This is a genomic window from Planococcus sp. TJ-307 (assembly GCF_058268435.1).
On the sequence record NZ_JBZDOJ010000002.1, the window covers coordinates 597,297 to 623,929 of the forward strand.

28 protein-coding genes are annotated in these 26,633 nt (G+C 40.8%); 11 read left to right on the plus strand and 17 right to left on the minus strand.

Translation table 11 applies throughout. The features are described 5' to 3' along the window. Positions 1–186 precede the first annotated feature (186 nt). From AC4EHK_RS09305 to AC4EHK_RS09315, 3 genes are all read right to left on the minus strand, one after another. Complete coding sequence (locus AC4EHK_RS09305) at positions 187–1,524, minus strand: MATE family efflux transporter (protein WP_490978521.1); 1,338 nt, start codon at positions 1,522–1,524, stop codon at positions 187–189. A gap of 105 nt (positions 1,525–1,629) precedes the next feature. Then, complete coding sequence (locus tag AC4EHK_RS09310) at positions 1,630–2,184, minus strand: TetR/AcrR family transcriptional regulator (RefSeq protein WP_490978522.1); 555 nt, start codon at positions 2,182–2,184, stop codon at positions 1,630–1,632. A 564-nt stretch (positions 2,185–2,748) separates the two neighbouring features. Then, entirely contained in the window at positions 2,749–3,288 is a 540-nt protein-coding gene (locus tag AC4EHK_RS09315) for a class I SAM-dependent methyltransferase (RefSeq protein ID WP_490978951.1), read from the minus strand. A gap of 709 nt (positions 3,289–3,997) precedes the next feature. Between AC4EHK_RS09315 and AC4EHK_RS09320 the strand changes: the two genes are divergently transcribed. Beyond that, positions 3,998–4,579 (plus strand): hypothetical protein, encoded by a 582-nt coding sequence (locus AC4EHK_RS09320; RefSeq protein ID WP_490978523.1) that lies wholly within the window; start codon positions 3,998–4,000, stop codon positions 4,577–4,579. Between the two features lie 253 nt (positions 4,580–4,832). Here AC4EHK_RS09320 and AC4EHK_RS09325 read toward each other — a convergent pair whose 3' ends face one another. The 6 genes from AC4EHK_RS09325 to AC4EHK_RS09350 form a co-directional block, all read right to left on the minus strand. After that, a complete protein-coding gene (locus AC4EHK_RS09325) occupies positions 4,833–5,063 on the minus strand; it encodes a hypothetical protein (protein ID WP_490978524.1) in 231 nt (76 codons plus the stop codon). A gap of 274 nt (positions 5,064–5,337) precedes the next feature. After that, positions 5,338–5,970, minus strand: a complete 633-nt coding sequence (locus tag AC4EHK_RS09330; protein ID WP_490978525.1) for a hypothetical protein — start codon at positions 5,968–5,970, stop codon at positions 5,338–5,340. Between the two features lie 251 nt (positions 5,971–6,221). Continuing rightward, a complete protein-coding gene (locus tag AC4EHK_RS09335; protein WP_490978526.1) occupies positions 6,222–6,680 on the minus strand; it encodes a hypothetical protein in 459 nt (152 codons plus the stop codon). Positions 6,681–6,714: 34 nt separating this feature from the next. After that, positions 6,715–7,161 (minus strand): hypothetical protein, encoded by a 447-nt coding sequence (locus AC4EHK_RS09340; protein WP_490978527.1) that lies wholly within the window; start codon positions 7,159–7,161, stop codon positions 6,715–6,717. A gap of 144 nt (positions 7,162–7,305) precedes the next feature. Next, entirely contained in the window at positions 7,306–9,018 is a 1,713-nt protein-coding gene (locus AC4EHK_RS09345) for a sensor histidine kinase (RefSeq protein WP_490978528.1), read from the minus strand. Further along, positions 9,005–9,721: a response regulator transcription factor gene (locus tag AC4EHK_RS09350; RefSeq protein ID WP_490978529.1), complete on the minus strand. Its 717-nt coding sequence runs from the start codon at positions 9,719–9,721 to the stop codon at positions 9,005–9,007. The genes AC4EHK_RS09345 and AC4EHK_RS09350 overlap by 14 nt, the downstream gene beginning before the upstream one ends. Before the next feature lie 175 nt (positions 9,722–9,896). On the opposite strand from AC4EHK_RS09350, the gene AC4EHK_RS09355 reads away from it, so the two are divergent. Both AC4EHK_RS09355 and AC4EHK_RS09360 read left to right on the plus strand, forming a co-directional pair. Next, positions 9,897–10,586 (plus strand): ABC transporter permease, encoded by a 690-nt coding sequence (locus AC4EHK_RS09355; RefSeq protein ID WP_490978530.1) that lies wholly within the window; start codon positions 9,897–9,899, stop codon positions 10,584–10,586. Then, positions 10,586–11,494, plus strand: coding sequence for an ABC transporter ATP-binding protein (locus tag AC4EHK_RS09360; protein ID WP_490978531.1), 909 nt, complete (start codon positions 10,586–10,588; stop codon positions 11,492–11,494). The genes AC4EHK_RS09355 and AC4EHK_RS09360 overlap by 1 nt, the downstream gene beginning before the upstream one ends. A gap of 55 nt (positions 11,495–11,549) precedes the next feature. On the opposite strand, the gene AC4EHK_RS09365 is transcribed toward AC4EHK_RS09360, so the two are convergent. Continuing rightward, positions 11,550–12,449: a LysR family transcriptional regulator gene (locus tag AC4EHK_RS09365; protein WP_490978532.1), complete on the minus strand. Its 900-nt coding sequence runs from the start codon at positions 12,447–12,449 to the stop codon at positions 11,550–11,552. 107 nt (positions 12,450–12,556) lie between these two features. Here AC4EHK_RS09365 and AC4EHK_RS09370 point away from each other — a divergent pair, with 107 nt between their 5' ends. Beyond that, on the plus strand, positions 12,557–13,594 hold the full coding sequence (locus AC4EHK_RS09370) for a YeiH family protein (RefSeq protein ID WP_490978533.1): 1,038 nt from the start codon (positions 12,557–12,559) through the stop codon (positions 13,592–13,594). A gap of 207 nt (positions 13,595–13,801) precedes the next feature. Further along, positions 13,802–14,707 (plus strand): S-layer homology domain-containing protein, encoded by a 906-nt coding sequence (locus tag AC4EHK_RS09375; RefSeq protein WP_490978534.1) that lies wholly within the window; start codon positions 13,802–13,804, stop codon positions 14,705–14,707. Between the two features lie 112 nt (positions 14,708–14,819). On the opposite strand, the gene AC4EHK_RS09380 is transcribed toward AC4EHK_RS09375, so the two are convergent. Genes AC4EHK_RS09380 through AC4EHK_RS09390 form a run of 3 tightly spaced genes read right to left on the minus strand, consistent with a single transcriptional unit; the run spans position 14,820 to position 17,198 of the window. Next, positions 14,820–15,377, minus strand: coding sequence for a GNAT family N-acetyltransferase (locus tag AC4EHK_RS09380; RefSeq protein ID WP_490978952.1), 558 nt, complete (start codon positions 15,375–15,377; stop codon positions 14,820–14,822). 39 nt (positions 15,378–15,416) lie between these two features. Then, a complete protein-coding gene (locus AC4EHK_RS09385; RefSeq protein WP_490978535.1) occupies positions 15,417–16,292 on the minus strand; it encodes a DMT family transporter in 876 nt (291 codons plus the stop codon). Positions 16,293–16,337: 45 nt separating this feature from the next. Then, positions 16,338–17,198, minus strand: a complete 861-nt coding sequence (locus AC4EHK_RS09390) for an aminoglycoside phosphotransferase family protein (RefSeq protein ID WP_490978536.1) — start codon at positions 17,196–17,198, stop codon at positions 16,338–16,340. Between the two features lie 221 nt (positions 17,199–17,419). Here AC4EHK_RS09390 and AC4EHK_RS09395 point away from each other — a divergent pair, with 221 nt between their 5' ends. Beyond that, positions 17,420–17,869 carry a DUF305 domain-containing protein gene (locus tag AC4EHK_RS09395; RefSeq protein WP_490978537.1) on the plus strand — a complete coding sequence of 150 codons (450 nt, stop codon included), beginning with the start codon at positions 17,420–17,422 and terminating at the stop codon, positions 17,867–17,869. A gap of 76 nt (positions 17,870–17,945) precedes the next feature. Here the strand turns inward: AC4EHK_RS09395 and AC4EHK_RS09400 are convergent, their stop codons facing one another. The 3 genes from AC4EHK_RS09400 to AC4EHK_RS09410 all read right to left on the minus strand — a co-directional run bounded on the left by AC4EHK_RS09400 (position 17,946) and on the right by AC4EHK_RS09410 (position 21,063). Beyond that, on the minus strand, positions 17,946–18,380 hold the full coding sequence (locus AC4EHK_RS09400; protein ID WP_490978538.1) for an NUDIX hydrolase: 435 nt from the start codon (positions 18,378–18,380) through the stop codon (positions 17,946–17,948). Positions 18,381–18,413: 33 nt separating this feature from the next. Further along, a complete protein-coding gene (locus AC4EHK_RS09405; protein ID WP_490978539.1) occupies positions 18,414–18,914 on the minus strand; it encodes an NUDIX hydrolase in 501 nt (166 codons plus the stop codon). Positions 18,915–19,008: 94 nt separating this feature from the next. Next, a complete protein-coding gene (locus AC4EHK_RS09410; RefSeq protein ID WP_490978540.1) occupies positions 19,009–21,063 on the minus strand; it encodes a GAF domain-containing sensor histidine kinase in 2,055 nt (684 codons plus the stop codon). Between the two features lie 366 nt (positions 21,064–21,429). Here AC4EHK_RS09410 and AC4EHK_RS09415 point away from each other — a divergent pair, with 366 nt between their 5' ends. The 4 genes from AC4EHK_RS09415 (at position 21,430) to AC4EHK_RS09430 (ending at position 23,892) form a co-directional block, all read left to right on the plus strand. Further along, positions 21,430–21,855: a DMT family transporter gene (locus AC4EHK_RS09415; protein WP_490978541.1), complete on the plus strand. Its 426-nt coding sequence runs from the start codon at positions 21,430–21,432 to the stop codon at positions 21,853–21,855. 11 nt (positions 21,856–21,866) lie between these two features. Further along, positions 21,867–22,532: a Crp/Fnr family transcriptional regulator gene (locus AC4EHK_RS09420; protein ID WP_490978542.1), complete on the plus strand. Its 666-nt coding sequence runs from the start codon at positions 21,867–21,869 to the stop codon at positions 22,530–22,532. Between the two features lie 13 nt (positions 22,533–22,545). Next, positions 22,546–23,037 carry a DMT family transporter gene (locus AC4EHK_RS09425; protein WP_490978543.1) on the plus strand — a complete coding sequence of 164 codons (492 nt, stop codon included), beginning with the start codon at positions 22,546–22,548 and terminating at the stop codon, positions 23,035–23,037. 318 nt (positions 23,038–23,355) lie between these two features. Beyond that, complete coding sequence (locus AC4EHK_RS09430) at positions 23,356–23,892, plus strand: 2'-5' RNA ligase family protein (RefSeq protein ID WP_490978544.1); 537 nt, start codon at positions 23,356–23,358, stop codon at positions 23,890–23,892. 43 nt (positions 23,893–23,935) lie between these two features. Here AC4EHK_RS09430 and AC4EHK_RS09435 read toward each other — a convergent pair whose 3' ends face one another. Continuing rightward, complete coding sequence (locus AC4EHK_RS09435) at positions 23,936–25,891, minus strand: fructose-1,6-bisphosphatase (protein ID WP_490978545.1); 1,956 nt, start codon at positions 25,889–25,891, stop codon at positions 23,936–23,938. 312 nt (positions 25,892–26,203) lie between these two features. On the opposite strand from AC4EHK_RS09435, the gene AC4EHK_RS09440 reads away from it, so the two are divergent. Then, positions 26,204–26,632: a hypothetical protein gene (locus AC4EHK_RS09440; protein WP_490978546.1), complete on the plus strand. Its 429-nt coding sequence runs from the start codon at positions 26,204–26,206 to the stop codon at positions 26,630–26,632. The last annotated feature ends 1 nt before the right edge of the window (position 26,633 follow it).

Genomic DNA, 26,633 nt, shown 5'->3' on the forward strand with positions numbered 1-26,633 from the left:
GGCAGATTAGTGGCAGTAGACTATTAAGCACCAATTGTCTGCTAGAAATGAAGCGCTTCTAAATATTGAAATACTTGCTCCAGCGTTTGTCTCCTCCGGTCTTTCTCAATTTCAAGCTTACTATTCGGTGATGATGCTTTTTTCCACCTTGTAGATTAGTAATAGGCTAACTTTTTTATGCTTTCTTTATAAAATAGGTTTGGTTCGTTTTCTCTGATAAAAAAAGATTGTCAGAAGAACCAAAAATTCAGAAACAGGGATAGCAAGCCATGCACCTGTTACACCAAAAACAACTGGAAGAATACTGAGTAAAATCAACAACAAAATTATTTCTCTAGCTGCAGTAATCCAAACGGCCATCCGGATATGCCCGGTGGATTGATAGTAAGTCATCATCACAAAATTGATGCCCATAAATAAATAAGCGATGAAAAACAGTCGAATACCTGGTATCGCTAAGCCTATGACCGCTACTGGAAAATCGCCGAAGACACTGACAATGGAAGCAGAAAAAAACTGACCTATCATAAAAAAGCCAATGCCAGCAATAAGTACCGTACTGATAGCCAATTGAAGTGTCTTTTTCATTTTTTCTTTTTCTCCAGAACCATTGTAATAACTAACAAGTGGCTGAATTGCTGATCCCATTCCTAGAAAAGCCAAAAGCATGACGCTGTGCACATAATTGAGAATCGCAAAGGCTGAGACACCTGCTGTACCAGCCAAACGTTCGAATACAACATTATGCGATATAGTGAAGACAGAAATTCCCACTTCAGATAAGAAGCTTGGGAACCCGATTATGATAATCAGAAATAATAGCTTTCGGTTAAACTTAAAGCGGACGAACCGCAAGTTATTAGATTTCTTAAAGAAATGGGTGATTAACACGAGAATTCCGATAAATCCAGCTATCAACGTAGCTGCTGCTGCGCCCATTACTCCGTAATCCAGTACAAACAGAAATACATAATTTAAGATGATATTTAATACTGCCGTTACAATTAATGCAATCATTGATAAGTTTGGACTGCCATCGTTTCGGACCATAATACTAAGGGTGTTTTCAATCGTAAAAATAAATCCAAACAATAAAATCAAATACAGATAATCAGCGACATATGGATACGTATCTGGATTCGCACCGAGAAGATATGCCAGCTCTGTTCGTAGTGGAAACGCCACGAGTCCGATAAGCATCGTGACGATGAAAATCGATACGATTGCGTGTGAAAATACTGTACGTGCCTCATCTTCCCGCTTCGCCCCCATTAATGTGGAAAAACGGGTTGCTGCACCAACCCCAATCCATAGCGACACAGCCACAAAGAGCGTATATATAGGAGAAGCGATTCCGATGCCTCCCAATGCCACCGACCCCAGCCGGTTTCCGACCATAATTCCATCAGCCACAATATTGACAGCCATGAGCAGCATCCCAATAGTTGAAGGAATCAAGTAGCGAGCAAAAGATTTTCTGACTGAGTCTACATCTAAACGATTTATTGAATCGTGTTGTTTCATAATAAATTCACCTTTCTCACTTCTTTGAGAACAATAAAACTTTTTTTGTTTAAATAGTTTTCTGAGTTCGAAAAAATGCTGGCTATCCAAAGCCAGCTTTTTCTCCTACTTTTCTTTTATCAATCCATGTAGCAGCAATTCAGTGATTGCTTCCACTGCCTCTTTAACGGAAATGCTGTGATCGGAGAAGAACTTTTGATCAAGTGTAATATTGATTGCATCTATAATTAATTTCATCAACAAATCTATATTTTGTTTCTTGATCAGGCCTTTTTCCATTCCTTCTTCCAGAAGTTGTTTTAAATCATCCCATTGATTTATTTCTCGATTGATTCGTTCCCATTGTTCTGGATAGTAACGTTTCAACTGTTCCAAAATCCGCAAATCATAAAAGTCGTTGTGTTCAGGCATTATATTGATGGTTTGACGGATTTTCTCTTGTAAACTAAGTGTTTTATTTTCAATAATTTCACGAGAACGTTCATCAATTTCAGATAAAGTTAAGTCAATGATGGATTCCAAGATCTCTAATTTGGATGAAAAATGCTCATAGAGTGTCCGTTTACTGATTCCCAATCGCTTAGTTAAATCATCCATTGTAAATTTGATTCCATTAGCTCGAGTTTCTTCTATAAAAGCCTGGATGATTCGAGATTTCATTTAAACACCCCATTCATAAAACTAATAATACATTAATAGTTTTATAAGTTCAATTTAAATAATCTTTAGTTCTTGTTTTTTAACTCTTTTAAACCTTTCGTAAAAAAAGCTTTCAGAAAAAAGCGACAAGGCTGACTCATTTAAAATTTAAATTGAAAGCAACTTAGAGTTACTTGGTTACAAGAAAAATTCTGATAACCCTCTTTATTGAAAAGAGTTATTTTAGCCCATTAATTTTTTCATTCATAAACCATTCAATAAATAGAAAACGTTCGTAAAAGAAAACTCTCTCAAATGAAAAGAAACAGAAGAAGCATCTTTCTAACTTCTTCCCTTTTGTAAGGTATGGATATGTAAAAGGTTATGAAACTTGTTATTCAAGGATTCATCGTACAAAAGGCAATTTCTCCATCAAATACAAATGCACCAGCAAATACCATAATCACTTTTTCATGGCCAACCATAGACCTCGATTTTTTATGTAATCCCTGTAACTATTACTCCAATCTTGTGAAAAGCAAATGTGTTTTAACTAGATAATAAAATATATTCTACTAGAGTAAATCATCTCTTAATCGCATCAAGTATGAGTGATAGGAACTTGAGTTTATCCCCTTGATTTCTATGATCACATTTTTTCGAGCGGAAGATAACTCCATCCTTTTCCTGCCAGTCATTAAACTTAAAATGACCTGATTCCTCACAATACTCAAGTAAGTTCACTTCATAGCCAACCATCTCAAATACAGACGTTAAAGTTTTGTAGGTATAAACGATTTTATGGCTAGCAGCTGGATGCTCTTTAGGACCCGGTCCCCCGATTTTAACGATATTTTGATAGGCTCCGTCGGGAAAATATCCGTCTGGAACCGCACAACGAATATACCCCTGAGGTTTCAAATATTGATGGCAAATCTTTGCAGCTTCTATCCCTTCTTCATAGGTAAGATGCTCCCACACGTGTTCCGCCAAGATAGCTGTTAGTGAACCTTTTTTAAAATGATTTTCCCATGTAGTTATATCTACTAAATTCAGTTCCTCTTCTTGGGCATGAATCCATCCAGTATTGTTGTTGTAATTATCAGCTCCAATGACCACCTTAATTTACTTTTGTTCGTCTTCCATCAAGATCACCTCTAATTTTTGTTTAAATTGGTTTATAGATGACTTGCATTTTAATAAAATTTAACACTGAATGTAAATTAGCTCATAAGAAATTAGAAAATCTAATTTCTCAAATTGATGAGAATTTCTTCTGTTTCATAAAGAGTGGTAGAGTAGCGAAGTAATTCTACTGCTGTTTTTTGGTAAGCGCCTCTATCAGGACTAAGGATTCGTTATAACTAGATGTACTTTTTATAAGTGTGACTATTCATATAACCGGGAAATATTTACACTATTGGTTTTTTTTCCACATTGATTGGCGGCTTTTTATTAATTGTAGCTATGCGAAAAGCGCTTCACTTTCTGAAACCTACACACTGCTTTCTATAGCTATTTAATGCTATTAAGTTACATTCAAAATTAGCTTTTTTATCGGTATATTATTCCTTAAATACCTATTAAATACAATTAAAAAATGTTATAGTCAAAATGCTCGAAAATTTCATTAATGGACAGCAGCTAGTTAAAGAGGTATTCATTATGACAAACAAAACTATCGTTACTTTCAATGAATACAAAAGGAAAACGCCTTATTAACAGTTTAAAAATCTGATAATTACTTTTATCACAGAAGTTCTTATTTATAAAAAGCCCTATATTCAAAAGTTTTCTCGGATATCAACGTTATAACAAAAAGAGGAGGCATAAAATGAAAAAAATCAATTTATTATTAGTAATACTAATGTTCACGATACTTTTATTCGGTTGTAATAATGGAGATCAAGAGTCACGAAAGACAGAGGAAGAAATCAAAGCATCTGAGCAAGAAAAACAGAGTGAAAAAAATATCATTGAAATTGAAGAAAAATTTCCATCGGATTTTTCGGGTATGGTTATGCCTTCCGTTTCTCTGTTATCTTCTAAGGAAAATTTGAAAAGTCTATCTTTTGATCATTCTTATGAAAAAATTTGTTGGAATGATTGTGATGAAGTTATTCAATACAATTACCCTGATATCCATAGTGGCGATGTCGAAGTTGGTAATCAGCTTCAGATTGATTGGAGTTCGATGAAACCTCAGCCAACAGAAATTAATTTAATCCAAATAGACAACTCCGATGAATATAATTTAAAAGAACTGAATAGGGAACAAAAAAACCCTGAAAATACAATGCTTAAAATCACAATTGAAGAAGACATGATAGGGAATCAATATGCTTTAGAATTTATATGGAAAGATGAAGTTTCAACCGTGGGGAGAAGTACAATGAATTTCAAACTGCGGCAGTGAATTTGAAAAATGATTACATTAACATAAGCCACTTATAAGTAAACATACGAAAACGTCATTCTTAATTGGATTGGCGTTTTTATTTTTGCCAACGGAAACCATTATTTTAAAGGGTTCTTTTATTCCATAAAAAAATCAATATTTCCTTTAATTTGGATGTAACTTAATTCATAATAAGTTACATTCAAAACTACAAAAAGGACCCAGTTACATTCTAATGAACCAATAATTTTATAGGTAATATAATTGGCCATTAACTTTTGAGATCTTTGACTAGAAAATAACCTCCAGAAGTAAAAAGTGCAATGCTGATTACTACTGGTAAAATTCCAATTTCCTTTAGTGCTGTGACATATAGCCCTAATTTAGAAGAGTAACCTACTGGTGCTAAATAAGGAGAATAAATCGCTGCGGCCACTAGCGTCAGTCCGAATAAAATCACTCCTGATAAAATCCCGATTCCCCCTACTAGTATTTCTTTCATTTAATTCACCGCCTTTAGTATCAAATAATTTATATTTAATAATTCCTCATAGGCAATCGATTTTCCTTTTTTTGGCATACTAAAACCTTTTAATTATTTTCCTATTGAATTTGAATGTAACTTAACTGCGCTTAAGTTATATTCAAATCCTTCCGCTATAATAAATTCTTTAGTCAGAAGTCACAGCTATATAGTAATGATTCATTGCACTCGTATCTTACAGCCAAAATGAAATACTAGGATAAAACACGAGAAAATTGATCGCTTTCCCATTTTATAAAAGCCAATTTTCAACACCAACTCGGACGACTTTGAACTCTTTCGCGATAACATGGCTTGGTCCTAAGCGCAAAAGCTGGAAATCCTTACTAATCAAATTTTTTTCGGATAATTGAGAAGTCAAAAATCCATATTCCACTAATAAATCCTGATAGGCTTCGGTTAAAATTTCCGGCGCTGTTGAGAACAACCCTTGGCCGCTACTTAGCAACCATTCCAAGTCACCAATCCCGGTATGCGTATTTAAATAGTGATCAAGGGGAATTAAATGATTGGTGAGGCTGTGGTGCTTTAAATACAGAGCCCCTATGAGCGCCTTTACATTCATGGTTTTCCCTTTAAAATATAGCTCAGTCAATGGTTTTTGATAATCCCACAGGTAAGGATGCTCATCTGTAACCTCAAACTCTCCTTGCTCGTAAGAAACGAAAGACTCCATTCGATATTCTTCCCAGTCCAGGCAATTGATTAGCCATTGATCCATTAACTTTTCTTCGTGGTCTTTGTCCATATAAATTGAACATGTAAGGGTCAAACAGTCTTCCTGTTGTTGAAATTCAGTAAATTGTAAATAAATATCCGTTTCATAATTGCCATCGTCAATAGCTTGTCTTATCTTATCAATCATTCAGCCGTCTCCTTTGTTTCTCTATACAAATCGTTGAATGAGCTCTTCATTTGAAGAACTGAGAACCTATTTAATTGTTCCTTCAAATATACATACTCCATAAAAGATAGCTAGCTAATTTGGGCAACCAAACCATTATTACACATACACTTTTACAGTCAAAAAAGAGAAAAAGCGCTTTTTTAGTCTCAGCTAAAGCTTTATACAGTGAAATTGTTTAATAGGTACAGCTTCCTTTTACGATTGATTTTTTATTCTCCAATTATGCGTTTTACTTCCCCAAGAGCAAGATCAGCATGTTGAACCCTTTTTAAAACCCTATTTACATCTATTATATGCTTTTCTGTGATTCCGTTAATTTCCAAGTTATCGAACAAATAGAGGAGATAAAAAATTAATTCTTCTTCAGAATCATCCCCTGGAGTATTTAAATGTAGTACATCCCAAAACCAAAGTTCTACATCCTCTAAGGTGATAGACTTTTGAATGTAATTGTCTATAATACGGATGATCGAATCTCGGGTGACTAATAATTCATTGTCCTCTGGATCTTCAAATAGTTCTTCAAGCAAATTGAAGAAAAGTTCCTCTTTATGATATGCGTTTAGTTTATAATATTGACTTGCCTTCTGGATGAGAAGTTCTCGATCCAGTTTCCCAGTTACATATGTAGTTGCTAATTCCACCATCTCTTTTTTTATGAAGTTCACTTCCTCCCGACAATCTCCAGATATATAAATCATGTTAAATGTGTTCTTCGTAATAAGTCAGCTCATAATAGCCGTATTCACTTTCTACTAACAAAAGTATTTGGTTCAAGTCGATTGAAAATATGAACCAATGCAAGAGTGCATCCTTTGAGAGGTCTTCAACCATCTTATCCGTATGCTGGATCAATTCACTTTTATTAAACTGAACGGGGAAACTGTCTGTACTAAAGTAAAGTACTGTCCCTAGTTTCTCGTCAGCAGAAAAAATTTGACCAATCTGTCTTTGAAGGGTTTCTAAGCTGAGTTCTTCAATTCTTTCTATTACTCTTCCCTGATTTATTTTATCCCATATTTCTTCATCTGCATTAGAGGCTAGAAGTTGGTGTGACGGATAATTTTTTGATTCAAGCATTTGTATAAATTGTTTTTGTCTTTGAACCATTTTTAATTCATCTATTCTGGTACGCCTGTCATCATTCATCGCCAATTCTCACTTGCTTGGTTCTCCTGGTAAACAATTCTCTTTAACTATACTGAGGGGTAACTGAGACATCCAGAGATATTTGGAAATAAAACCGTTCGTAAAAGTTCCACGTTTACGAACGGTTTTAAATACTTTGCTCCTTCAAACTGGAACAATAATGCGTATGGCAGTACCCTTTTCCAGCATACTGTCTACATGGATCGAGCCGTCGTGAAGCTGGACAAGCTGTTTGGTAATTGCCAGGCCAAGTCCTGTTCCTGTAGTAGAGTCATGGGTATTGGTCCCACGATAATAGCGGTCGAACAGCTTATCGAGTGTTGCCGTTTCCATCCCTATTCCGTTATCTTCAATAACCACCACAAACAAATGCTGTTCAATAACTGAGACAGAAATTTTGATTTCCGTTCCTGTTGGATTGTATTTTACAGCGTTCGAAATTAAGTTATCAATGATGCGCTGAAACCACATGGGATCAATATGAGCTTGAATAGTTTGAGGAGCCGGCATAAATGCAAACTTCATTGCTGTGTTTGACGGATCGTTGATAAAGTGGATGACAATACGGCGGATAAATTCATTGATGTCCGTTTGCTCTTTAGCCAAAGGCAGTGCTTGATTTTTCAGCCGGAAAGTCAAGGTCAACTCTTCCAGCAAGTCCATCATGTAAGAAGATTTCTCATTCATGATGGAGGCAAATTCTCGGGTTTCTTCTGCTGACCAGTCGTAACTGGGTGACTCGAGCATCTGGGCATAGCCTGAAATGGATGACAGCGGCGTTTTCAAATCATGCGACAGTCCACTGATCCAGTCCTCACGTGTACGTTCCAAGGTTTTCTGCTGGTGCTGATGAAGTTTTAAAGTGGCAGTCAACTGATCAAGCGTAGCGACCAACTCTTTATAAAGCCTGTATTTTTTTTTGACCTTCCCTTTTTTATTGGTAATCACAGAGCCGGTTTTCTCATGCGCTGGCTGTTCATAGCGCCCTTCTCCTAAGTTTTGGATCCACTGCATTAGCACAAGGAGCGGCATACCAAACTTTCGGGCATACCAAAACGTTCCAGCAGCCAATAGAATAAGTGATACTAAACCAAACAATAAGAAATTTCGATTTGAGAAGGTCGTCTCCCAAGCTGTCGACGGGACGTTTTGAAGTCCTGCGATTACTGTGAGTCCAGTTTCCGTATTTGTTGAAGATGCAAGCGACCGATTGTTACCTTCGAGCTCTCCCAACTGCTGAATTGCATACTGACTGGTATCACCAACCTCTCCATAGCTATCCAAAACCTTGCCTTCGGGACTAATAAGCTGCATCCAAGCCTGCTCACTTGTCAGCTGCTCTTTCCTTTCCGCGATTAAGTTCAATTTTGCCTCTTGCCAATCAATGGCTGGTATAGCGGAAGTGACTAAGTCTTGGGCTGCGTTTCGTTTGCCATACAACAGCATCAGCGATTTCTCATCCCAAAATTCGATTTCCCAATACTGGAATTGTTGGTTGTTTTCAGTACTTCCCCATAGCCGATCTGTAAAATCACCCGCAGTGAATTTCGTCGGTAGTTCTTCAGGCGAATCGAAAGAATCAACGACCGCTCCACTTTCATCTAAAAGAACCAACCAGCCATTTTGGCTCTTGGCTAATTCCTTCAGTTCTTTTTTTAGGGAATACTGATTATTAGCTTCCTCAATTCGATTGGTGAAATAGCTGGCATCCGATTCGGCCAAATCGTTTTGAATCTCTTCTTCTGAAATGGTGAAACCAATCACTCCCCACACCGTGAGCATCAACACTAAGAAAATCAGCGACAGCAGGAACAGCTGGATGAAAAATTGCACCATAAAGCGCTTATGCAGATTCATGGCTGCCCCCATCCGGAACGAACTTATAGCCCAATCCTCTGACTGTGATGATAAACTTAGGACTGCTTGGACTTGCTTCGATTTTTTCCCGCAACTTACGGATGTGAACCATCACTGTATTGTCTTCTCCAAAAAACTCTTCTCCCCACACTTTTTCATAAATCTGGCTTTTGCTGAACAATTGATTGGGGTGCCTGCAGAAAAACAGCAGCAGTTGATAAACTTGTGCTGGAAGTTCAATGTTCTGTCCGTGTAACTTCACTTCGCCAGCACTCGTATTGACAGTAAGCGGTCCATATTCAAATAGATAAGAGTCAATTTTTGGTGCACTTCCAGAGCGACGTCTGAGATGCGCTTTGATGCGTGCTGCAACTTCCAATGGATTGAATGGTTTGGTGATGTAATCATCCGCCCCCACAGCAAACCCCGAAAGCTTATCCAAGTCCGTTGAACGAGCGGTCAGGAAAAAGATCGATGCGTCCGAGATTTCCCGGATAAGCGGACAAACTTCAATTCCGCTCCGACCAGGCAGTGTTACGTCAAGCAAGATCAAGTCATAGGATTTCGTTCGACACAAAGCCAAAGCTTCTTCAGCTGACCCTGCTGTATCAATATGAAGAAAGTTTTCTCTTTTTAAGATGGTCATCAGCATCTGTAAAATGGCTTGTTCGTCTTCAACAATCAATAACTGCGGTTCTTTCATCGCGACCGTTCCTTTCCATGAGCATTCTGTAAACTATACTATCACTTTCTTAAGGGATAAAAGGAGAATTAAGGAAAAATTAAGGTAACGTTTGTTCTGCCTTAAGAAAAAGGTTCTATAATAAAAGCATGCCTTACTTAGAGGACATCGAAAAGAATTTTGGAGGAGATTTACCATGGTTGCGATTGGGAAAAGAGAATTTATCGGTATGTTTAAAAGTATTAAATCAATCATCATCATCGCGGTGTTGCTCATCACTTCTTATTTTTCAGCAAAATACTCGGAAATTTTGGGTACGGCCGTTGCGCTGACAGAAAACGAAATGGCAAATATCCATACGGTGGGACTGCTGTTTGTGTTGATGTTTTTCGGTCAACTGTTCGTTATGAGCCTTTCGCACGACAGCATTAATAAAGAAAGCCACGAACGCACGATGCGCTTTCTAGTGACACGCACTTCACGTTTCCGTATTTTGCTTGGCAAATTTGCGGGTGCCTGGCTGTTCTGGTTTGTTTGCATTCTCGTATCCTTTATAGTAATCGGCCTGTTTTCATCGAAATTCAACTTCTTCATTTTTTCACAAGTAATCGCTTTGTCGACGTTCCAAATCGCTTTGGCTATATTATTGTCCGTCGTGATTTCCAAACCATCGATTACCATGTTCTTAGGTATCTTTATTGGATTGCTGGCACCAATTCTTGGCACGTGGGTTGCGCTGACAAATAATGCTTGGGTTAGCTGGCTGAAGTTTGCCAGCCCCTATTATTACCTTATTGAAGACAACTACTTGTTTCTGGTTGTGTTTGGCCTTGCTGGGGTGTTATTTGCAGCTGCAGCTATATTTTTCAGTCGGAGGGAATTTTGATGAGAGCGGTTGAAACCAAGCAATTACATAAGACATATGGCTCTACCTCTGTAGTGAATGGGATTAACCTCGTTGTGGAAGAAGGCGAAATCTTTGGTTTCCTCGGCCGCAACGGCGCTGGAAAGTCCACTTTTATCAATATGCTGACGGGCATTACTTTTCCAACGAGCGGCAGCTTCTCTCTTCTAGGCGTAAATGGTCCAGACGAACGCATGAAAAAGCACATTGGCGTAATGCCCGATTATTCTACACTTTTTCATTCAATGTCGGCAATGAAACATTTGAAGTTTCTTTCTTCCCTATCTGGCAGACCGGTTTCTGATGCAGAATGCCAATATGTCTTAAAGCTTGTTGGACTAGAAGAGGTGGAAAAGAAAAAGGTCAGCAAGTTTTCGTTTGGCATGAAGAAAAAACTCGGCATTGCACAAGCCATCATCCACAACCCAAGCCTGATTTTTCTAGACGAACCCACTTCCGGACTGGATGCTGAATCTGCATTGCACATCCATAAGCTGATTGGTTCATTGCAGCAGCAAGGAAAAACTATATTTATGACGTCGCACAATCTTGATGAAGTCGAAAAAATTTGCACCACCATCGCCATCATGAAAAACGGTGGCATCGTTAAAAGCGGCACCATGGACGAACTGCGTTCCTATTACCGCTCCGCCATCACCGTTCAGCTAAAGCATGATCCAATACCAGCTGCTGAAGCCCAGAAGCTATATGCCTGGCTGGAAACGGCTGGTACTGAACTGCAAAAAACGCTAGCATATACCACCATTACAGTTGGCAGTGAACAAAAAATTGCCGACATCATCCGCGCATTCACAAACTGCCAGGTGAATATTTACCGGGTGGAGGTCAATGAACCTTCATTGGAAGAAATGTTTTTGGCTGAAAAATAGTAAAAAAATTGTGAGAAAACCGATTCTGCAGCAATTGCAGAATCGGTTTTTGGGTTTACTGAATCTTAAAGTCAGTCAGCTCTTTATGGCTTTTCAACAAGTCCAAAAATGCAGAAAGTGCCTTCGTTTGAAAGGGCGAGCGGGTTACAATGGAAAAATCGCGTGTATAGGGAAGTTCTTTAACATTTAGTACTTTAATGTCCCCATAGAGCAGTTCTTTTTGAATGGCCCATTCCGACAACAAACTAATGCCCATGCCCGCTTCGACCATGGCTTTGATCGGCTGGGTGCTGCTGAAATGCATGATGGACTGGGGTGCAATTGAAAACTGCTTGAAGACGTTTTCGGATGCTTCTCTTGTCCCGGAGCCAAGCTCTCGTAAAATCCAGGTTTCTTCGATCAACTCTTCCATCGTTACCGGCCGGCTTGCCATGGGGTGATCGGCTGATGCCACAATGACCATCCGATCTTTTGCAAACGGTTCAGTCTTTAATTCCTGAACATCTTTGAAATGCCCTTCTACGATGCCGACATCCAACTGATGGCTTAGCACAAGTCCGGCAATTGTGGTCGTGTTGCCGATGGTGACGGTCGGCTTGATGTCCGGATATTGTGCTTTTGCTTCTGCAATAATGCGCGGAAGCAAGTATTCGCCGAATGTGTAGCTCGCACCAATGGCGATTGATCCGCTCGCTTTATTGGTTAAATCATCAAGAAGATGATCCATTTTTGCATAAAGTTCTTTGATTTCAACGGCGTGGTGATAGACGATTTCACCTGCTTTGTTCAAGCGCACATATTTATTGGTTCGCTCCAGCAACTTGACGCCCATGCTTTCTTCCAGTGACCGAATATACTGGCTGACAGCAGGCTGCGTCATGTGCAGGGCCTCTGCTGCTTTAGAAAAGTTCTTCATTTCAATCACTTTGAGAAATACTTCCAAACGCTGCTCCATCCTTAGCCCTCACTCTCGTATATTGGAATACTTATTATCATTATTTTAAATAGTTATTTTACTAATGTATAGCCCTTTTCTATACTTACCTGCAGGAGGTTTTCACCATGAATACTAACAACACGAACTCTATCCAACCTAATGCAAATCCGTTGTCACCTAAAACCGCTTGGGTTGGCGGTGTCCTATTTACATTTCTAATTGCGTTTCTCGGCTATGGTTTGGCTCAAGTGCCAGGCTTTGATCAAATCGGCCAACTGGCTTGTGCCATCATCATCGCGGTTTTCTACCGACAACTTTTCGGCTACCCGAATGCCATCCGGTCCGGGATCACCTTTTCTTCAAAGCGCCTGTTGCGCGTTGCCATTATTTTGTACGGATTAAAATTGAACATTGATACGGTCCTCAGCGATGGGTTCGGTTTATTGCTGCGCGACATGGTGGTTATCGCTTTCGCTATCCTGCTTACTGTATGGCTGGCGAAACGCTTTAAGGCCGACAAGACCATTTCTCTCTTGCTCGGTGTTGGGACCGCGGTTTGCGGCGCAGCCGCCATTGCCGCCATTGCCCCGATCATCAAAGCAAAAGACGAAGATACGGCAATCAGTGTCGGCATCATTGCGCTTATGGGTACTGTTTTTGCCATTTCCTACACCCTTCTTCGCCCATTCCTGCCGCTTGATGACATCGAATACGGCATGTGGGTCGGCATCAGCCTGCACGAAATTGCCCATGTGGCTTTAGCGGGGGCCCCAGCCGGAGAAGATGGGCTGGCCATTGCCTTATTGGGAAAATTGGGTCGGGTCTTTCTACTTGTCCCTCTGTGCTTAATCTTTATTTTCCTAATGAAACGCAAAAATAAAGACGAGGAAACGGACGCTTCAATTCAATTTCCATGGTTTCTTCTGGGCTTTATCCTGTTGAGTGTTCTGGGAAGCTACGTTCTCGGACATTCTGTCCCTTTCCCAGAAGCATTGCGTGATTTTGTGTCGACAACGACAACGTGGTTGCTGACAGCGGCGATGGTAGGGCTAGGTTTGACGGTCAGCCTGCGGGATCTGCGGGAACGCGCCATGCTGCCGCTTGCCGCCATGACCATTACGTCCATTTTGCTGTCGGTCTTTGCGTATTTCATGGTTCGCTAAAGTGTTTTTAAGCTCATGAACAAACCTATTTTATTTAGACTATATATATTTACTAATAACTAGAAATTATTATAAAAAATTACTATACAAAGAAGAGTATTACCAGCTATAATAATCTAAGTTTAACGAATTGAATGGAAGGAGCAACTTGTTTTCGTATTCATTTTTTACAATTGAACTTATTATTTTTAGATTGGGGATACATCATTGACTATCAAAAAATTTATTTATACAGCTGCTGCTGTAGTATTAGCAACCGTTACGATTTCAGCACCTGCTTCCGCTTCTTCTTTACACCCATTCACAGACGTTGGAGAGAATTATGATGAAGCAGTGGATTTCTTATACACACTAGACCTTACTGATGGCATAAGCTCAACGAAGTTTGGTACACAAAACCCATTAACTCGTGGAGATGCAGCGGTAATTTTAGCGGAATTACTGTTCTTGGATACTGAAAGCCCGACAGATGCTGGTTTTAAAGACTTGAACAATCGCGTTCGTAATTCAGTAAACGCACTTGCAGAAGAAGGAATTGTATCTGGAGTAACTAAAACTGAATTCCAACCATCTGCTCCATTAAGCCGTGGAGCAATGGCTAAATTCTTGTCTGTCGCATTTGAGTTGGAAGAATATCAGCAACCAACCCCTTTTTCTGATGCAGGTGGAGTATTCAAACCGTATATCGAAGCATTGTATGGTGCAGAAATCACTTCAGGTAAGACACCGACTTCTTATGGAACACATAGCAACATTACACGTGGGGAATATGCGAATCTGCTATACAAAACAATCGAAACAACAACAGATTGGCTCTATTATCCAGAAGCTTCAAGTGCTAAAGTAGACTCTGCTACTACTACTGTCATTACCTTGACAGAGCCGGCAATAGCTGATTATAGTGCTATCGAAATAGCTGACTTCTTTTACTTCACGATTATTTTAGAAGATGGAACTGAAATTCCTGTAAAACCGACTTCTTTTAAATTATCGCCAGATCGCCAATTATTGACAATTGAGCACGCTAAACAAAACCTGAGCGGAAAAGCAGGCCAGTTTATTGTCGATGATTTTGAATCAACTGTTAAAGCAAATTTTAACTTTAAACAATAAATAAGCCATTACCAATACATTAAAAAGCCTTGGATGACTATCACACACTAGTGATAGCCTCCAAGGCTTTCTACTTTCCCTGTTCCTTTCTGGAAAAACTTCAGAATCAGTGTTACATCACTCCACTTTCCCACTCCTCGCGCAGCATCCCCATTTTAATGGCATCAAAATATTTTCCTTCTGCGATTCGTGCTTTTCGGATGCGTGCTTCTTCTCGCATTCCGAGCCTTTCAGCGACTTTCATCATCCGTTCATTGCCTGACCAAGTCGACATGCCCAATCGGTGCAAATCGGTGGATGTAAACAAGAAGTCTATCCACAGTCGGTAGGCCTCCGAACCGTATCCGCCGTTCCAATAATCGGTATCATAAATAACGACGCCTGTTTCCAGCCAGTTTGTATTTATGTCTACCCAATAAGCTCCTACATAGCCAATCGCTTTGTTATCGGCAATAATGACGAGAGAGGCAGGTACATCTTTGGCAATCACTGTTTGTTCCAGCCACTGTTTTCGGTGTTGCTCTTTGCTCAGCCATGCTTCTGGAATGTAAGGGCCGTTCCATTTTTTGGCTTCCTGATGAATGTCCTCAAAACGCCAGTAATAAAGCGCATCCAAAAGGGATGCTGTTGCACTAATAAGTCTAATCTTTTCTCCTGTAATCGTAATCAACATAATCCGCTTCCCTTCTTACTCATGGTTAATTACTTTTTAAACTGTCACTCCTATCCGTTTCTCCGGCCAATTTACAAGGAAAATTCCCGTGAAGATCAAACTTCCGCCGATCAACAGAGGCAATCCAATTTCTTCTCCCAACACCAGCCATCCGGACAGGATGCCGAAAAAAGGTGCCAAAAAGAGAAAGGCACTTACTTTTCCGGAATCTCCTTTTTGCAAAAGATGGAACCAAATTGTAAATTGAACAATGGATGCTGGAATGGAAAGCCATAGCAGAATAGAGATGCTTATTTTATTGAGAACAAAATAAGCATCTTCCAACACGACAGAACCCAATAGCAAAATGAGTCCGCCAAACAGCATCTGGTAAGCGGTCAACACCCACATATCAATGGCGACTCCCCACCTCTTAATTAGCAGTGTTCCCACTGCCCAAAATACCGCACTCGAAAAGCCGAAAAATGTCCCAATTCCAATGCCCAACTGACTTCCCATCGTGACGAAAACACCCAGAAATCCGATAACTACGCCGAGCCACTGAACGATTCGGTAGCGCATGCCGAGAGCCAATGTTGCGAATATCACCACCAATAAAGGATTCATGAAAGTGAGAATGACGGATTCACCAGAAGTAATGCTTCTCAAGCTCAAAAAAATAGCCCCCATGACGCCGGCGGTTTGAACAGCACCAATCAGCACGACTTTCCCCCACTCTACAGCCGTTTCCGGGTGTTTCCGTTTGAACAGCAACACAAAAAGGATCATGATGCTGCCGGCGATTGTAAATCGTGTTCCTGCCAATAACAAGGGGGATACATAGAGCAATCCAATTTTGGCTACCACAAAGGAAGATCCCATCAATCCGGTCGTCAGGATGACCAGAAATGAAAAAATGAGTTTTTCTTTCACTCTGCCACTCTCCTTTCACTCATAAAGCCAAGTTTGCGTTAGCCGTTAAGAATTATCCGCTATCTGGCTCCAATAATCCCAAGCCTTTAAATATGCCGGCAAGTCTGCTGGATGATGCTTAATGCAAATAGCGATCCGGACGTACAAGCCAATCCGCACTTCTTCATAAAGCAACTTCTGTTCCGGCAGTTCCGCTGTAAGCTCTGCAATAGCGGAATCCAATGTGTCTTTTGACAAGTCTTCTGGTGATGAAAAGAACGCATAAATCAAATCGTAGTGTGGAAATCCTAAAATAGGCGTGGGATCGATTACACCCATCAACCTTTCTTCACACACAATAAAATTATGGAATCCACAATCGCCATGGATCAAATAGGGCTCTTTTTGAACCCTGTCCCAATTTTGTTCAATCGGCAATGGGACTGTGATAGGTATATCTTCTTTTTTTAGAAATGGCTCTACTAATTCTCGTGCTGCCTGCACTTCTTGCGATAAAAATTGTTGCCACGAACTTGCTGGCGCATCTTGCCGCCCCCACCCTGCATTTGAAGAAACAGCCTGGTACTGATTGATTAAACGGACAGCAAGAGTTTGGAGAATCTCTTTCTTGCTGCTGATGGTTTTGACAGTAGATCCGGGAATGTGTGCATAGACGATATATCGATGGCAAGAATCTACCGCTACAACGTTTGGCAACAACGTTATCTCTTGATACATTACAAGAAAATCAGCTTCTAATTTGGTGACACTTGCATTGTTTAGCTTGAGGATATAGGACTTGTTGTTTTTTTCATGAAGGAGGAACACTCGACTCATTGTTCCACCCGTCAAAGGCTTGGATTGCCAACTAACCGCTGGCAGTATGTTTTCCTTTTTCAATTTGGAAATTATTGTTGAAACATCCACCTAATACCTCCTAACTATTGTCATTTCATTAAAATAATCATACCATTTTCCAGATTAACCATTGTTATTTTTTAGGAACTGGATTTAGAAATAGGACTCTCCTTAAGTATTAAAGATGCTCAACCTATTTATGCAGTTTTTATGGAGTTTATTGTGGCTATAAAATGGTAAACACTATAAAGAAGCATCAAATAGAATCTATTGATAAAGGAGGATGTCTTATGAATGCTTATTTGAAGTTTGGAATCATGATTTTCACATCAACATTTATAATGTATTGGTTGATGTTTTTGAACGTGTTCCAATTGGACCACATTCTTTTCAGTGAAACCCGTATATACATGGCTTTGATAATGGGCTCCGTTATGGCGATTGTTATGCTGCTGTTCATGCGGCCCATGTACCAGAATAAAAAGGCCAATACGCTAATTTTGGCAGGAAGTGCGGTTGTATTTGCACTTTCACTGTGGCTGGCACGCAGTCAAGTACTGGTTGAAGACAGTGGCTGGATGAAAGCGATGATTCCTCATCATTCAATCGCCATTTTGACGAGTGAAAGAGCCAATATTTCCGATCCCCGAGTTCGCGAGTTGGCTGATGAAATTATTCAAGCGCAGCGGGAAGAAATTGCTGAAATGAAAAGGCTGATTGAAGAGCTGGAAGACGAATAAAATCTTTTCAAACCAAAAAAGGCCGGAAGCAAATACCATTGCTCCCGGCCTTTTCCTTACGTCCTGTTAACTGCACCTAAAATTCTATGCAAAACGGATGACTGCTGTCATCGAGGCAATACTCAATTCGTTCTCTAAAGTTTTTCCAAGTAACCATCTGCAGTGCATCTGCTATTGGGTAAAATGCCACTTCCAAGCTCTCGGCAGAGATGGTTTCTTTGCCGCCAATCGGTTTCGCCAAAAAGAGCATATTGCAAATAGAGTCTTCCACATTTTGAAAGACACCGCAAAATTTCTCTATTTTAATGTCGATGCCTGTTTCTTCTTTTACTTCTCGGATCGCTGCTTCTTTAATCGATTCACCTTCCTCAACCTGTCCACCTGGCATTTCCCATCCTCTTCGCGGCCCTCTGATTAACAACAACTCACCTTTATCGTTGAGCACGATGGCTGCTGCCGACAAGATATGCTTGGGCACTGAAAATGCTGAATTGTTATTCTGTTTTTCCAAAACCACTAAACCCTCCTCCCATACCATTCATAATTATTCAATTCTGCTTTTGTAATGCCGGTAACGCTTCCATACTTTCGGAACAACCAATTGATGCTCATTCATTGCTTCCCATTCATGCAACGTAACAAATTTGGCATCGCACACTTCCCCAGGTTGCAACTTGAAATCGGTTGAGTCAATTTGCGTCGGGCTTTTCCAAATGTAGCTATCTAAGAAATAGACATCTTTTTTCAGGCTGCCGACAAGTTGCAGGTCTTTTGGATTAGCTCTAAGCCCCGTCTCTTCTTTCAACTCTCGAACCGCTCCCATTAAACTTGTTTCACCAGCTGTTACCGATCCGCCTGTGCATTCCCACAATAAAGGATATGTCTTCGCCGCATCTCTTTGAGTAATCAGCAGCTTGCCGTCCTTATTAAACGTAAAGATTTCCACTACAATGTGGTATTCTCCCGGCTGTAATGCTTGGCCGCGTATGTGTTGTTTGTCCAGCAATTTTCTTTTTTCGTTAAATAAATCCCAGATTTCCACCATGGCGTTCACTCTCTTTCTTTCCATGAATAATTCCATAGATCAAAGAACGAGATGCAGCTGCATCTCGTTCTTCTTTGTTTCAAGTCAACAGCTATCAACATTCATAATGAAATTTCACTGCAAAAATGGTGCCCTCGCTGCTCGATTGCACTTCAATTTTTGCATTGTGGCGCGCAGCAATGGCGTAGGAAACACCTAGCCCTAAGCCAGTGCCATTGTCTTTTGTCGTATAAAACGGTGTGCCGATCTTTTTCAATACCGCTTCTTCAATGCCTTCTCCTTGGTCTTGAATTTCAAGAACCACCGTTTTGTCATTTTCCATGTACGTCCGAATTGTCAACATTTTCCCTGGTTCCATAGCTTCAAGACCATTTCGGCAAAGATTGATCAGCAATTGGCGAATCTCATTCCGGTTTAAGAACATCTCAGGAATAGGCCCGGTTTCATATTGAATAAACTTATTTTGATTGAACGTATCAATGTCTAGTAACGGAGAAATTTCACAAATAATAGCATTCAAATCTTGCTTTACTAAATCTGATGACTGGGTATTTCCCATCGACAAAAATTCTGAAATGATGGAATTGGCTCGGTCCAGTTCTTCAATCATCAGTTCAAAATATGTATTGAAATGCTGTAATTCCTTATTGTCTGTCAGCAATTGCAAAAATCCTCTAACTGTCGTCATCGGATTTCTTATTTCGTGGCTGATTCCTGCAGCCATCTGTCCAATCAATTCCAGATTGGACAGGCGCTTTAGTTCGTTTTCATAGATTTTTTTCTCGGTAGTATTTTTGCACAAACAGCAGATGCCGTCATCAAATGGATAGGCAACCACATCATACCAATACGATTCTGCTGTAGAAGATATTTCAAAATGAACCGGCAGCCGTCCAGTCATAGCACGGGAAAGTTCACGGTATATAATATCGTGGAACTTTTCAGGGAAAATCGACCAAATGGTCTCACCTAGCACATTCTCAGCAGTTTTTCCAATCGGCAACGCCTGGTGGCGATTGATGTAAATCACTTCCCAGTCTTTGTTTAATGCAAAAAAACCATCCGTGATGCTGTCAATCACATTGGTAACTTTTTCATTTGCCGTGGCCAGCTCACTTGTCCGGTTTTTGACGCGCAGCTCGAGTTGGTCCATATACGTTAAGTTGGAATACGTTAAAGCTGTTGCGTCAACAATCGACTGCGCCAAATGCACCTGTGATTTCTCGTCAGACTGCAGCGTTTCCATCAAGCAGGCGATCGCAACGAGTCCAAACGACTCTCCTTTGGAGATCAACGGAATAAGCAGCAAACGGCATCTTTCCTCACTAGGTATAAACTTGATCTTTTGCTCGCCGATTACTTCATAAATCGTATTTTCGTGCTTCAGGTTTGTTTGAATATCCACCAATGCGCGTTCCCATTCGCTTATTGTCCATTCGGCTTCTTTGCTCATTCCTTTGAAGTCCAGGCGATCCAAGTTGTTTGGATTTCTTAAATAAACCGCTACATTTTTACAGTCGACCGTTTTGCTTAAGTAATGAAAGCAAATATCCAAGCTTTGTTCTACAGTTGAACACCTAGAAAGTTCACGGTTGGCATCAAGCAACAATTGCTTCTCTGCGATTAATTGTTCTTTTTGCTTTAAATTATTGGCATTTTGAATGGCAACTGCAGCCATGTTGACGTAAGCTTCAACGCTTTGAATTTGAAGCCCCGAAATATTCATAGGCTTGCCGCAATCAAACAAAAAAACAAGGCCAAATAAATGGTCTTCGTAAACAATGGGCAAACCCAACAGAGAATGGATATTGAAAGCAGCGACCGCTCCTGGATTGGGCCGGCTGTCTTTGGAAGTATCTGGAATGTAAATGGTTTGTTTTGCGGTGACCACATCTTTCGCAAACGGATCTGTTTCCAAATTGATTTTTTGCGACAGAATGGAGTGGCCGTTGATGGATTCCGGTTTTCCAGCCACTGCTTTAAAGCTGCCAGGACCATTCGGCAAGTATATTCCAACAGAATCGCACTGGACAATTTCTTCCGAGATAGCTGCAGTGACATGATTCAGCACCTCGTGCAGCTCCAGTTTTGTGTTGATGACTTTTGTTAACTCTGCCAGTCTTGAGTACCTACTTTGTTCTTTTAACATGGCTATTCGCTCCGCTCTTGATCATCATGAAATAAAATGTTCCAACTTTTTTAGTAAAAAAGCGTTCTATCTCATCAAGATATTATGTCAGTAGCTTACCACAAATATATTTGCCTGGGCTGATAAATTTTATCCACCTGTACTAAAAAAGCGATACGGCATCTATTTTTTCTTTATCTGTCCGCTTTTTTCAAGTTAGTTCTCATTGCCCTTTTAAAACTTGAAAAGTAAAGCTGCAGGATCGATCGCCTGAATATACTTCTGTAATGTTATCCAGTATTCGCTACAATGATAAAAGGGACATATGTCCTTTTCAACCCTTTGTCAGTTCCGTAAAGTGAACGGAAAGAAAGGTGAGTGGATAGAATGAAAGGCACACTTTTTGCCCTGGCCGGCGGCTTCTTTTTGACATTTCAAAGTGTTGCCAATGCCACAATCAGCGACAGCATCGGCACGTGGCAGGCAGCGACGATGACCCAGTTCACAGGATTTGTCCTAGCATTTTTGATTGTCTTATCGCTGCGGGATCGAACATATCAAAACTTAACACAAGTGCCTCTGCTATATGCCTCTGGCGGAATGCTGGCAGCTGTTGTCCTTTACAGCAATATGACCGCTGTCCACCGAATGGGTGTTACGCTGACAATCGGCGTTTTCCTGATTGCACAGCTTATGACGGCTGTCCTGATTGACGGCAAAGGCTGGTTTGACATGACCAAGCAAAAAATCGGCCGCACACAAGTTGCAGGACTCGTCTTAATGATCGCTGGCGTTGTTGTATTAAAGTGGTAAGGAGGGTAACAATGGAAAAATCTATCACTACTTACCTTCGCCAATACGAACTGGAGCATTTATTTCCGGAACAGATCCAGCAAACCATGCAAATCGACAATTTAACCGCCGGAGAGCGGCTGCTGTCTCAAGGCGACGATGCTGAAGCGCTTTACTTGCTGGTCGAAGGAAAGTTAAAAATCTCTATGCTGTCCCCTGAAGGGAAACGCCTGATTTTGGCATTTAAAAGTCCATTCGATGTCGTGGGAGATATCGAATATGTCCAGCACTGCCCGCTCATTAACACAGTAGAAGCCGTCTCCGACACGCGCGTAATCCGAATTCCTTATGCAGTGCTGCGAAAAGTGCTGAACGACAATGCCGCGTGGCTGGCGTTTCTTTTAAAAACCATTACACAGAAATTTGAACTCAAATCGTATGCTATGAATTTCAACTTGCTGTACCCGGTGGACATTCGCTTGGCCAGCTACCTGCTGTCAATGACTCCTACACAACCCAAGCTTGATGCGACCTCCCTTGTCGACATGGCAGATTTGATTGGTACGAGTTACCGGCATTTGAACCGGGTCTTGCTGCAATTTCAACAGGCCGGTTGGATCACGAAAAAGCGCGGCAAGATTACCATCGTCGACCGCGCATCCCTGCTTGCACAAGCAGGTCAAAATATATACGAATAGGAGCAAACAGGATATGGCAATCGGCATCTTACTGGCATTGCTTGGCGGCGCATTTGTCTGCCTTCAAAACACATTCAATGCCAATGTAAAAAAACAGATTAGTGTTTGGTCCACTACAGCGCTGGTGTTGCTGCTTGGTTTTTTGGCTTCTCTGGCTGCAGGATTGGCGTTTGAAGGCAGCTCCCTGTTTAACTTCCAGGCACAACCCTGGTTTTGGTTCAGCGGCATACTCGGTGTTGGCGTCGTCGCCTGTGTGACCCAAGGCGTCCAGATACTTGGACCCAGCCGCGCCATTTCACTCATCATGGTATCCCAAATCTTCTTTGGCCTGATGTGGGATACCCTCGGCTGGTTCGGCCTCGACAAAGTTCCTTTCACTTGGCAGTCTCTGCTCGGTGTGCTGTTGATCAGCGGAGGCGTTTTGCTGTTCCAGCTTGGCCCTAAGTTAGAACAGCCTGAACAGAACAGAAAATCACTAAACGTTCGTGAATCGGTGAAGGGGTAAATTTTTAAAGTATGCTTCCTAAGTAGAACAATTCAGAACTTCTATATAAGTTGAACTACAGAAACCAACTGTTACCCACCGCTTTGGCCGCTCGGGGGCAGGGCTCCCGCAAGAAGCCAGGGAAAGTGCGCCTGTCTCCTTGCTTCGCCTCACCCTTGGACGCGCCGGCGCTAAGAAGGAAAATTCAAAGCAAGCCGATGTTTTCCGCTGGATTCCTAAAAGAGTTGGAACAAATTACAGGAGACATTGCTGATGTGCGAAATACCAGCAAGTCAAAATCGTCATCTCAACATATAGTGTTTAGTTAGGAGGATTTCCTTGCAGTACTTCATTGGCATTGTGCCGCCGGAGGAATTAAAATCCAAAATCACAAACTTCCAGAAAAAATATAATTTTCAAGGGATGACTGCGGCAGTTGAACCACATTTGACGTTGAAAGCGCAAGGTGGATTGACTGAGGACAAAACATGGATTGATGGAGTCAGAAAGATATGTGCCAATTTTTCTTCATTTGAATTAACTGTTGGTGACCCCCATATCTTTGGTAGAGACATCTTGTATTTAAGTGCACAATCTCCTGAACTAGTCGAACTCCATAACGTGCTGGTCAGAACCATTTCTCCAACTCAAGAATTCATAAAAAAGTATTTTGAGTTGGAAGATTTCACACCACATATAACCTTAGCTAAGACTTTTAATGGAATCACACAAGGAGAATTAAAGACCATGAAACGTTTAGCGGAAGAAGAGCTGCAATCGTACCCTGTTTTTAGAGTTACTTTTATTAGAATCTATGAAGAAACAGATGGTGGCACATATAAACCGTATTTAGACATTAATCTTAATTCCCATTGAAAAAAAGGAAGAGCCAGCGCAGCCGCTGAGGCTCTTCCTTTTGCTATTTCACTTTGAATGAAGCTCTCTTCGTATACCGATATTCTCTCAAGCTGTTTAAATTGAAAATTTCTTGCAACAGTCCTTCACCGATGTTCGTTTCCCGCACTTTTTTGCGTTCCAGTTCTTCGTCCACCAGCCGCTTAATGGACAATACATCGGTTCCATTTTGCAGCACCTCTTCTTTTGAATTGAACAGTTGATGGGCAACCAGCTGCATGCCGTAAGAATTGTATAACAATGTATATCCGGCGATTCCTGTGGTTGACTGATAAGCTTTTGAGAATCCGCCATCGATGACCAGCATTTTGCCATTCGCTTTGATCGGGTTTTCCCCGTCCCGCTCTTTGACCGGTGTGTGCCCATTGATAATGCGGCCGAGATCTGGATTTAATTCAAACTCTTCAAGCATTTTGCGGCACATTTCTTCGTCCTCACGCAAATAATAATAAGGGTTTTTGCGTTCTTTATGGGTCTCTTTGTCTTTTATAAAGTAGCGTTCAAAAGTAGTCATTTCACGCTTCCCAAAAAGTGAGGAGTACTCACCAGTCCACAAATACCAAACCATATCGGTCGCAAAATCGTCGGTTTCCTCTGGATGTGCAAATGAATACCGCAAATAATATTCAAAAAGATCCAACAACTCACGTCCAGCGTAACTCTTTCCTTCAATCTCCATTGTTTCCATATTGCCTTCTTCATCAAGTGGAATACAGCCATGAATAAGCAGGTTGCCATTGTACTTCAGGTAAAGGCTCCCTTTTTTCATCAGGAAATTCATATGGCGCGTCATTTTTTCTGAATGCTGCATCGAAAACAACAGTTTGTCCATGACCAGTTGTTCTTCTTCCAGCAATTCATCGGGCTGGTCCGGATTGATTGTTGCAAAACACGTATTTTCCAATGGATAGGTTTTGCCATGGATGGTGGCTTCCATTTTTTCATAGTCGACCTTCTCCAATAATAGGCGGTCTTCCATTGCAAAGCACGGGCGCCTCTTGATAATCGGACTTTCCAATTTAAACTGAATGACTGAAATCGCTTGATGGATCTTGGTGATTTGCAGCTGCTCCTGCTCTGTCAGTTTTTCATCTGAAATCCGCTTAGGGTGAAACGCAGGATTGTCGTCGTAATACTTCTCCGCCAGGTTCAGCAGCGGCCGCAAATTAATGCCATAGACATCCTCAATAATATCCAGGTTGTTGTAGCGCGCACAAATGCGCAGAATGTTCGCCAGGCATACTTTTGATCCCGCATATGCGCCGATCCACAGAACGTCATGATTTCCCCATTGAATATCCACCGAATGATAATCAATAAGTGTATCGACAATTTTATGCGGATCCGGTCCACGGTCGTAAATGTCTCCTACAACATGCAGGTGGTCCACCGTTAAACGCTGGGTGGTGTACGCCAAGCCAATAATCAATTTATCCGCTTGTCCCAATCCAATGATTTGCTCAACCATTTTAGCGTAATATTCTTTTTTGTTTTTAAACTCATCTGTTTTGTACAACAGTTCTTCGATAATATAAACAAACTGCTTCGGCAAAGCTTTTCGCAGCTTTGAGCGCGTGTATTTGGAAGCTGCATAGGAAATCAGCTTCAGCATCCGCTCAATCACTTCTATGTACCAGTCGTGCAATTCTTTTTTGGTGGTGAAATTGCTTTTGATCAATTGCATTTTTTCTTCCGGATAATAAACCAATGTGGCAAACTCATTAAGCTCTTTTTCGCTCAATTCGTTTTCAAACAAGTCTCTAATTTTTACTTTGACATTGCCGGAACCGTTTCGTAATACGTGTTGAAACGCCTGAAATTCTCCGTGCAAATCGCTCACAAAATGTTCCGTTCCTTTGGGCAGATCCAAAATCGCTTCCAGGTTGATGATTTCAGTGGCGACTTTTTCTTCGCTATCATATTTTTGTGCTAGCAAATCCAAGTATTTTAAGTTTAACATCGCATAATCCCCCTTTGTGTCTCGTTTCTATTTTTTCAACCAAAACAGAAACGGATATACTAAAAATTGTAATTAAGGATCAACAGCTGGCCAAACTCATGGTTCAGGCGTTTAATAAACTAGTTTTATTTGGATAGAAAGAATCGTATCATTAGTTATATAAGTCGCCTGAAACAATTCGTAAAAAGAAGTCTCTCTTATTTCTCAGTTTACAGCAGAAACGCCCTAAGCTCTAGTGCAAAAAAACAAGACGATAAAAAGCTTTCGAAGACAGAAGCATTTCCCCCGTTTAAAGAAAAAGAGGTAGTTGCCGTGATTAAGTATTCAATGATTTATAATATTGATTCTTTCCCACGCTGGGAAGAAATTCTGGCCGTCGCATTAGAATTGGCTGACGAGTTTAGTGTGGTACTACCAAATGGAAAATACAATCCAGAAAATCCGTTAGAGAACGGAAAACCTGTAGTTGAAGCTTTGCCGGGTTTAAAAGTGGGGCGCTGGCCAAATATGCAAGACAGCTCGATTTACTTTGGCAGTTTGGACGATTTTGTCCGAACGTTAATGATGGAATTTAACCGTCAAGATCCGGACAAAGACTTCAGCTACCTTTGGCATTACAGCCTGTACCGAAACGGTATTGAATTGCTGAATGTCCTGGATTTCAATGTTTGTTTAATGGATCTGGATACCGTATTGACCGACAGTCTTGATAAATTGGAGATCGAATGGCGGGATGATTAGG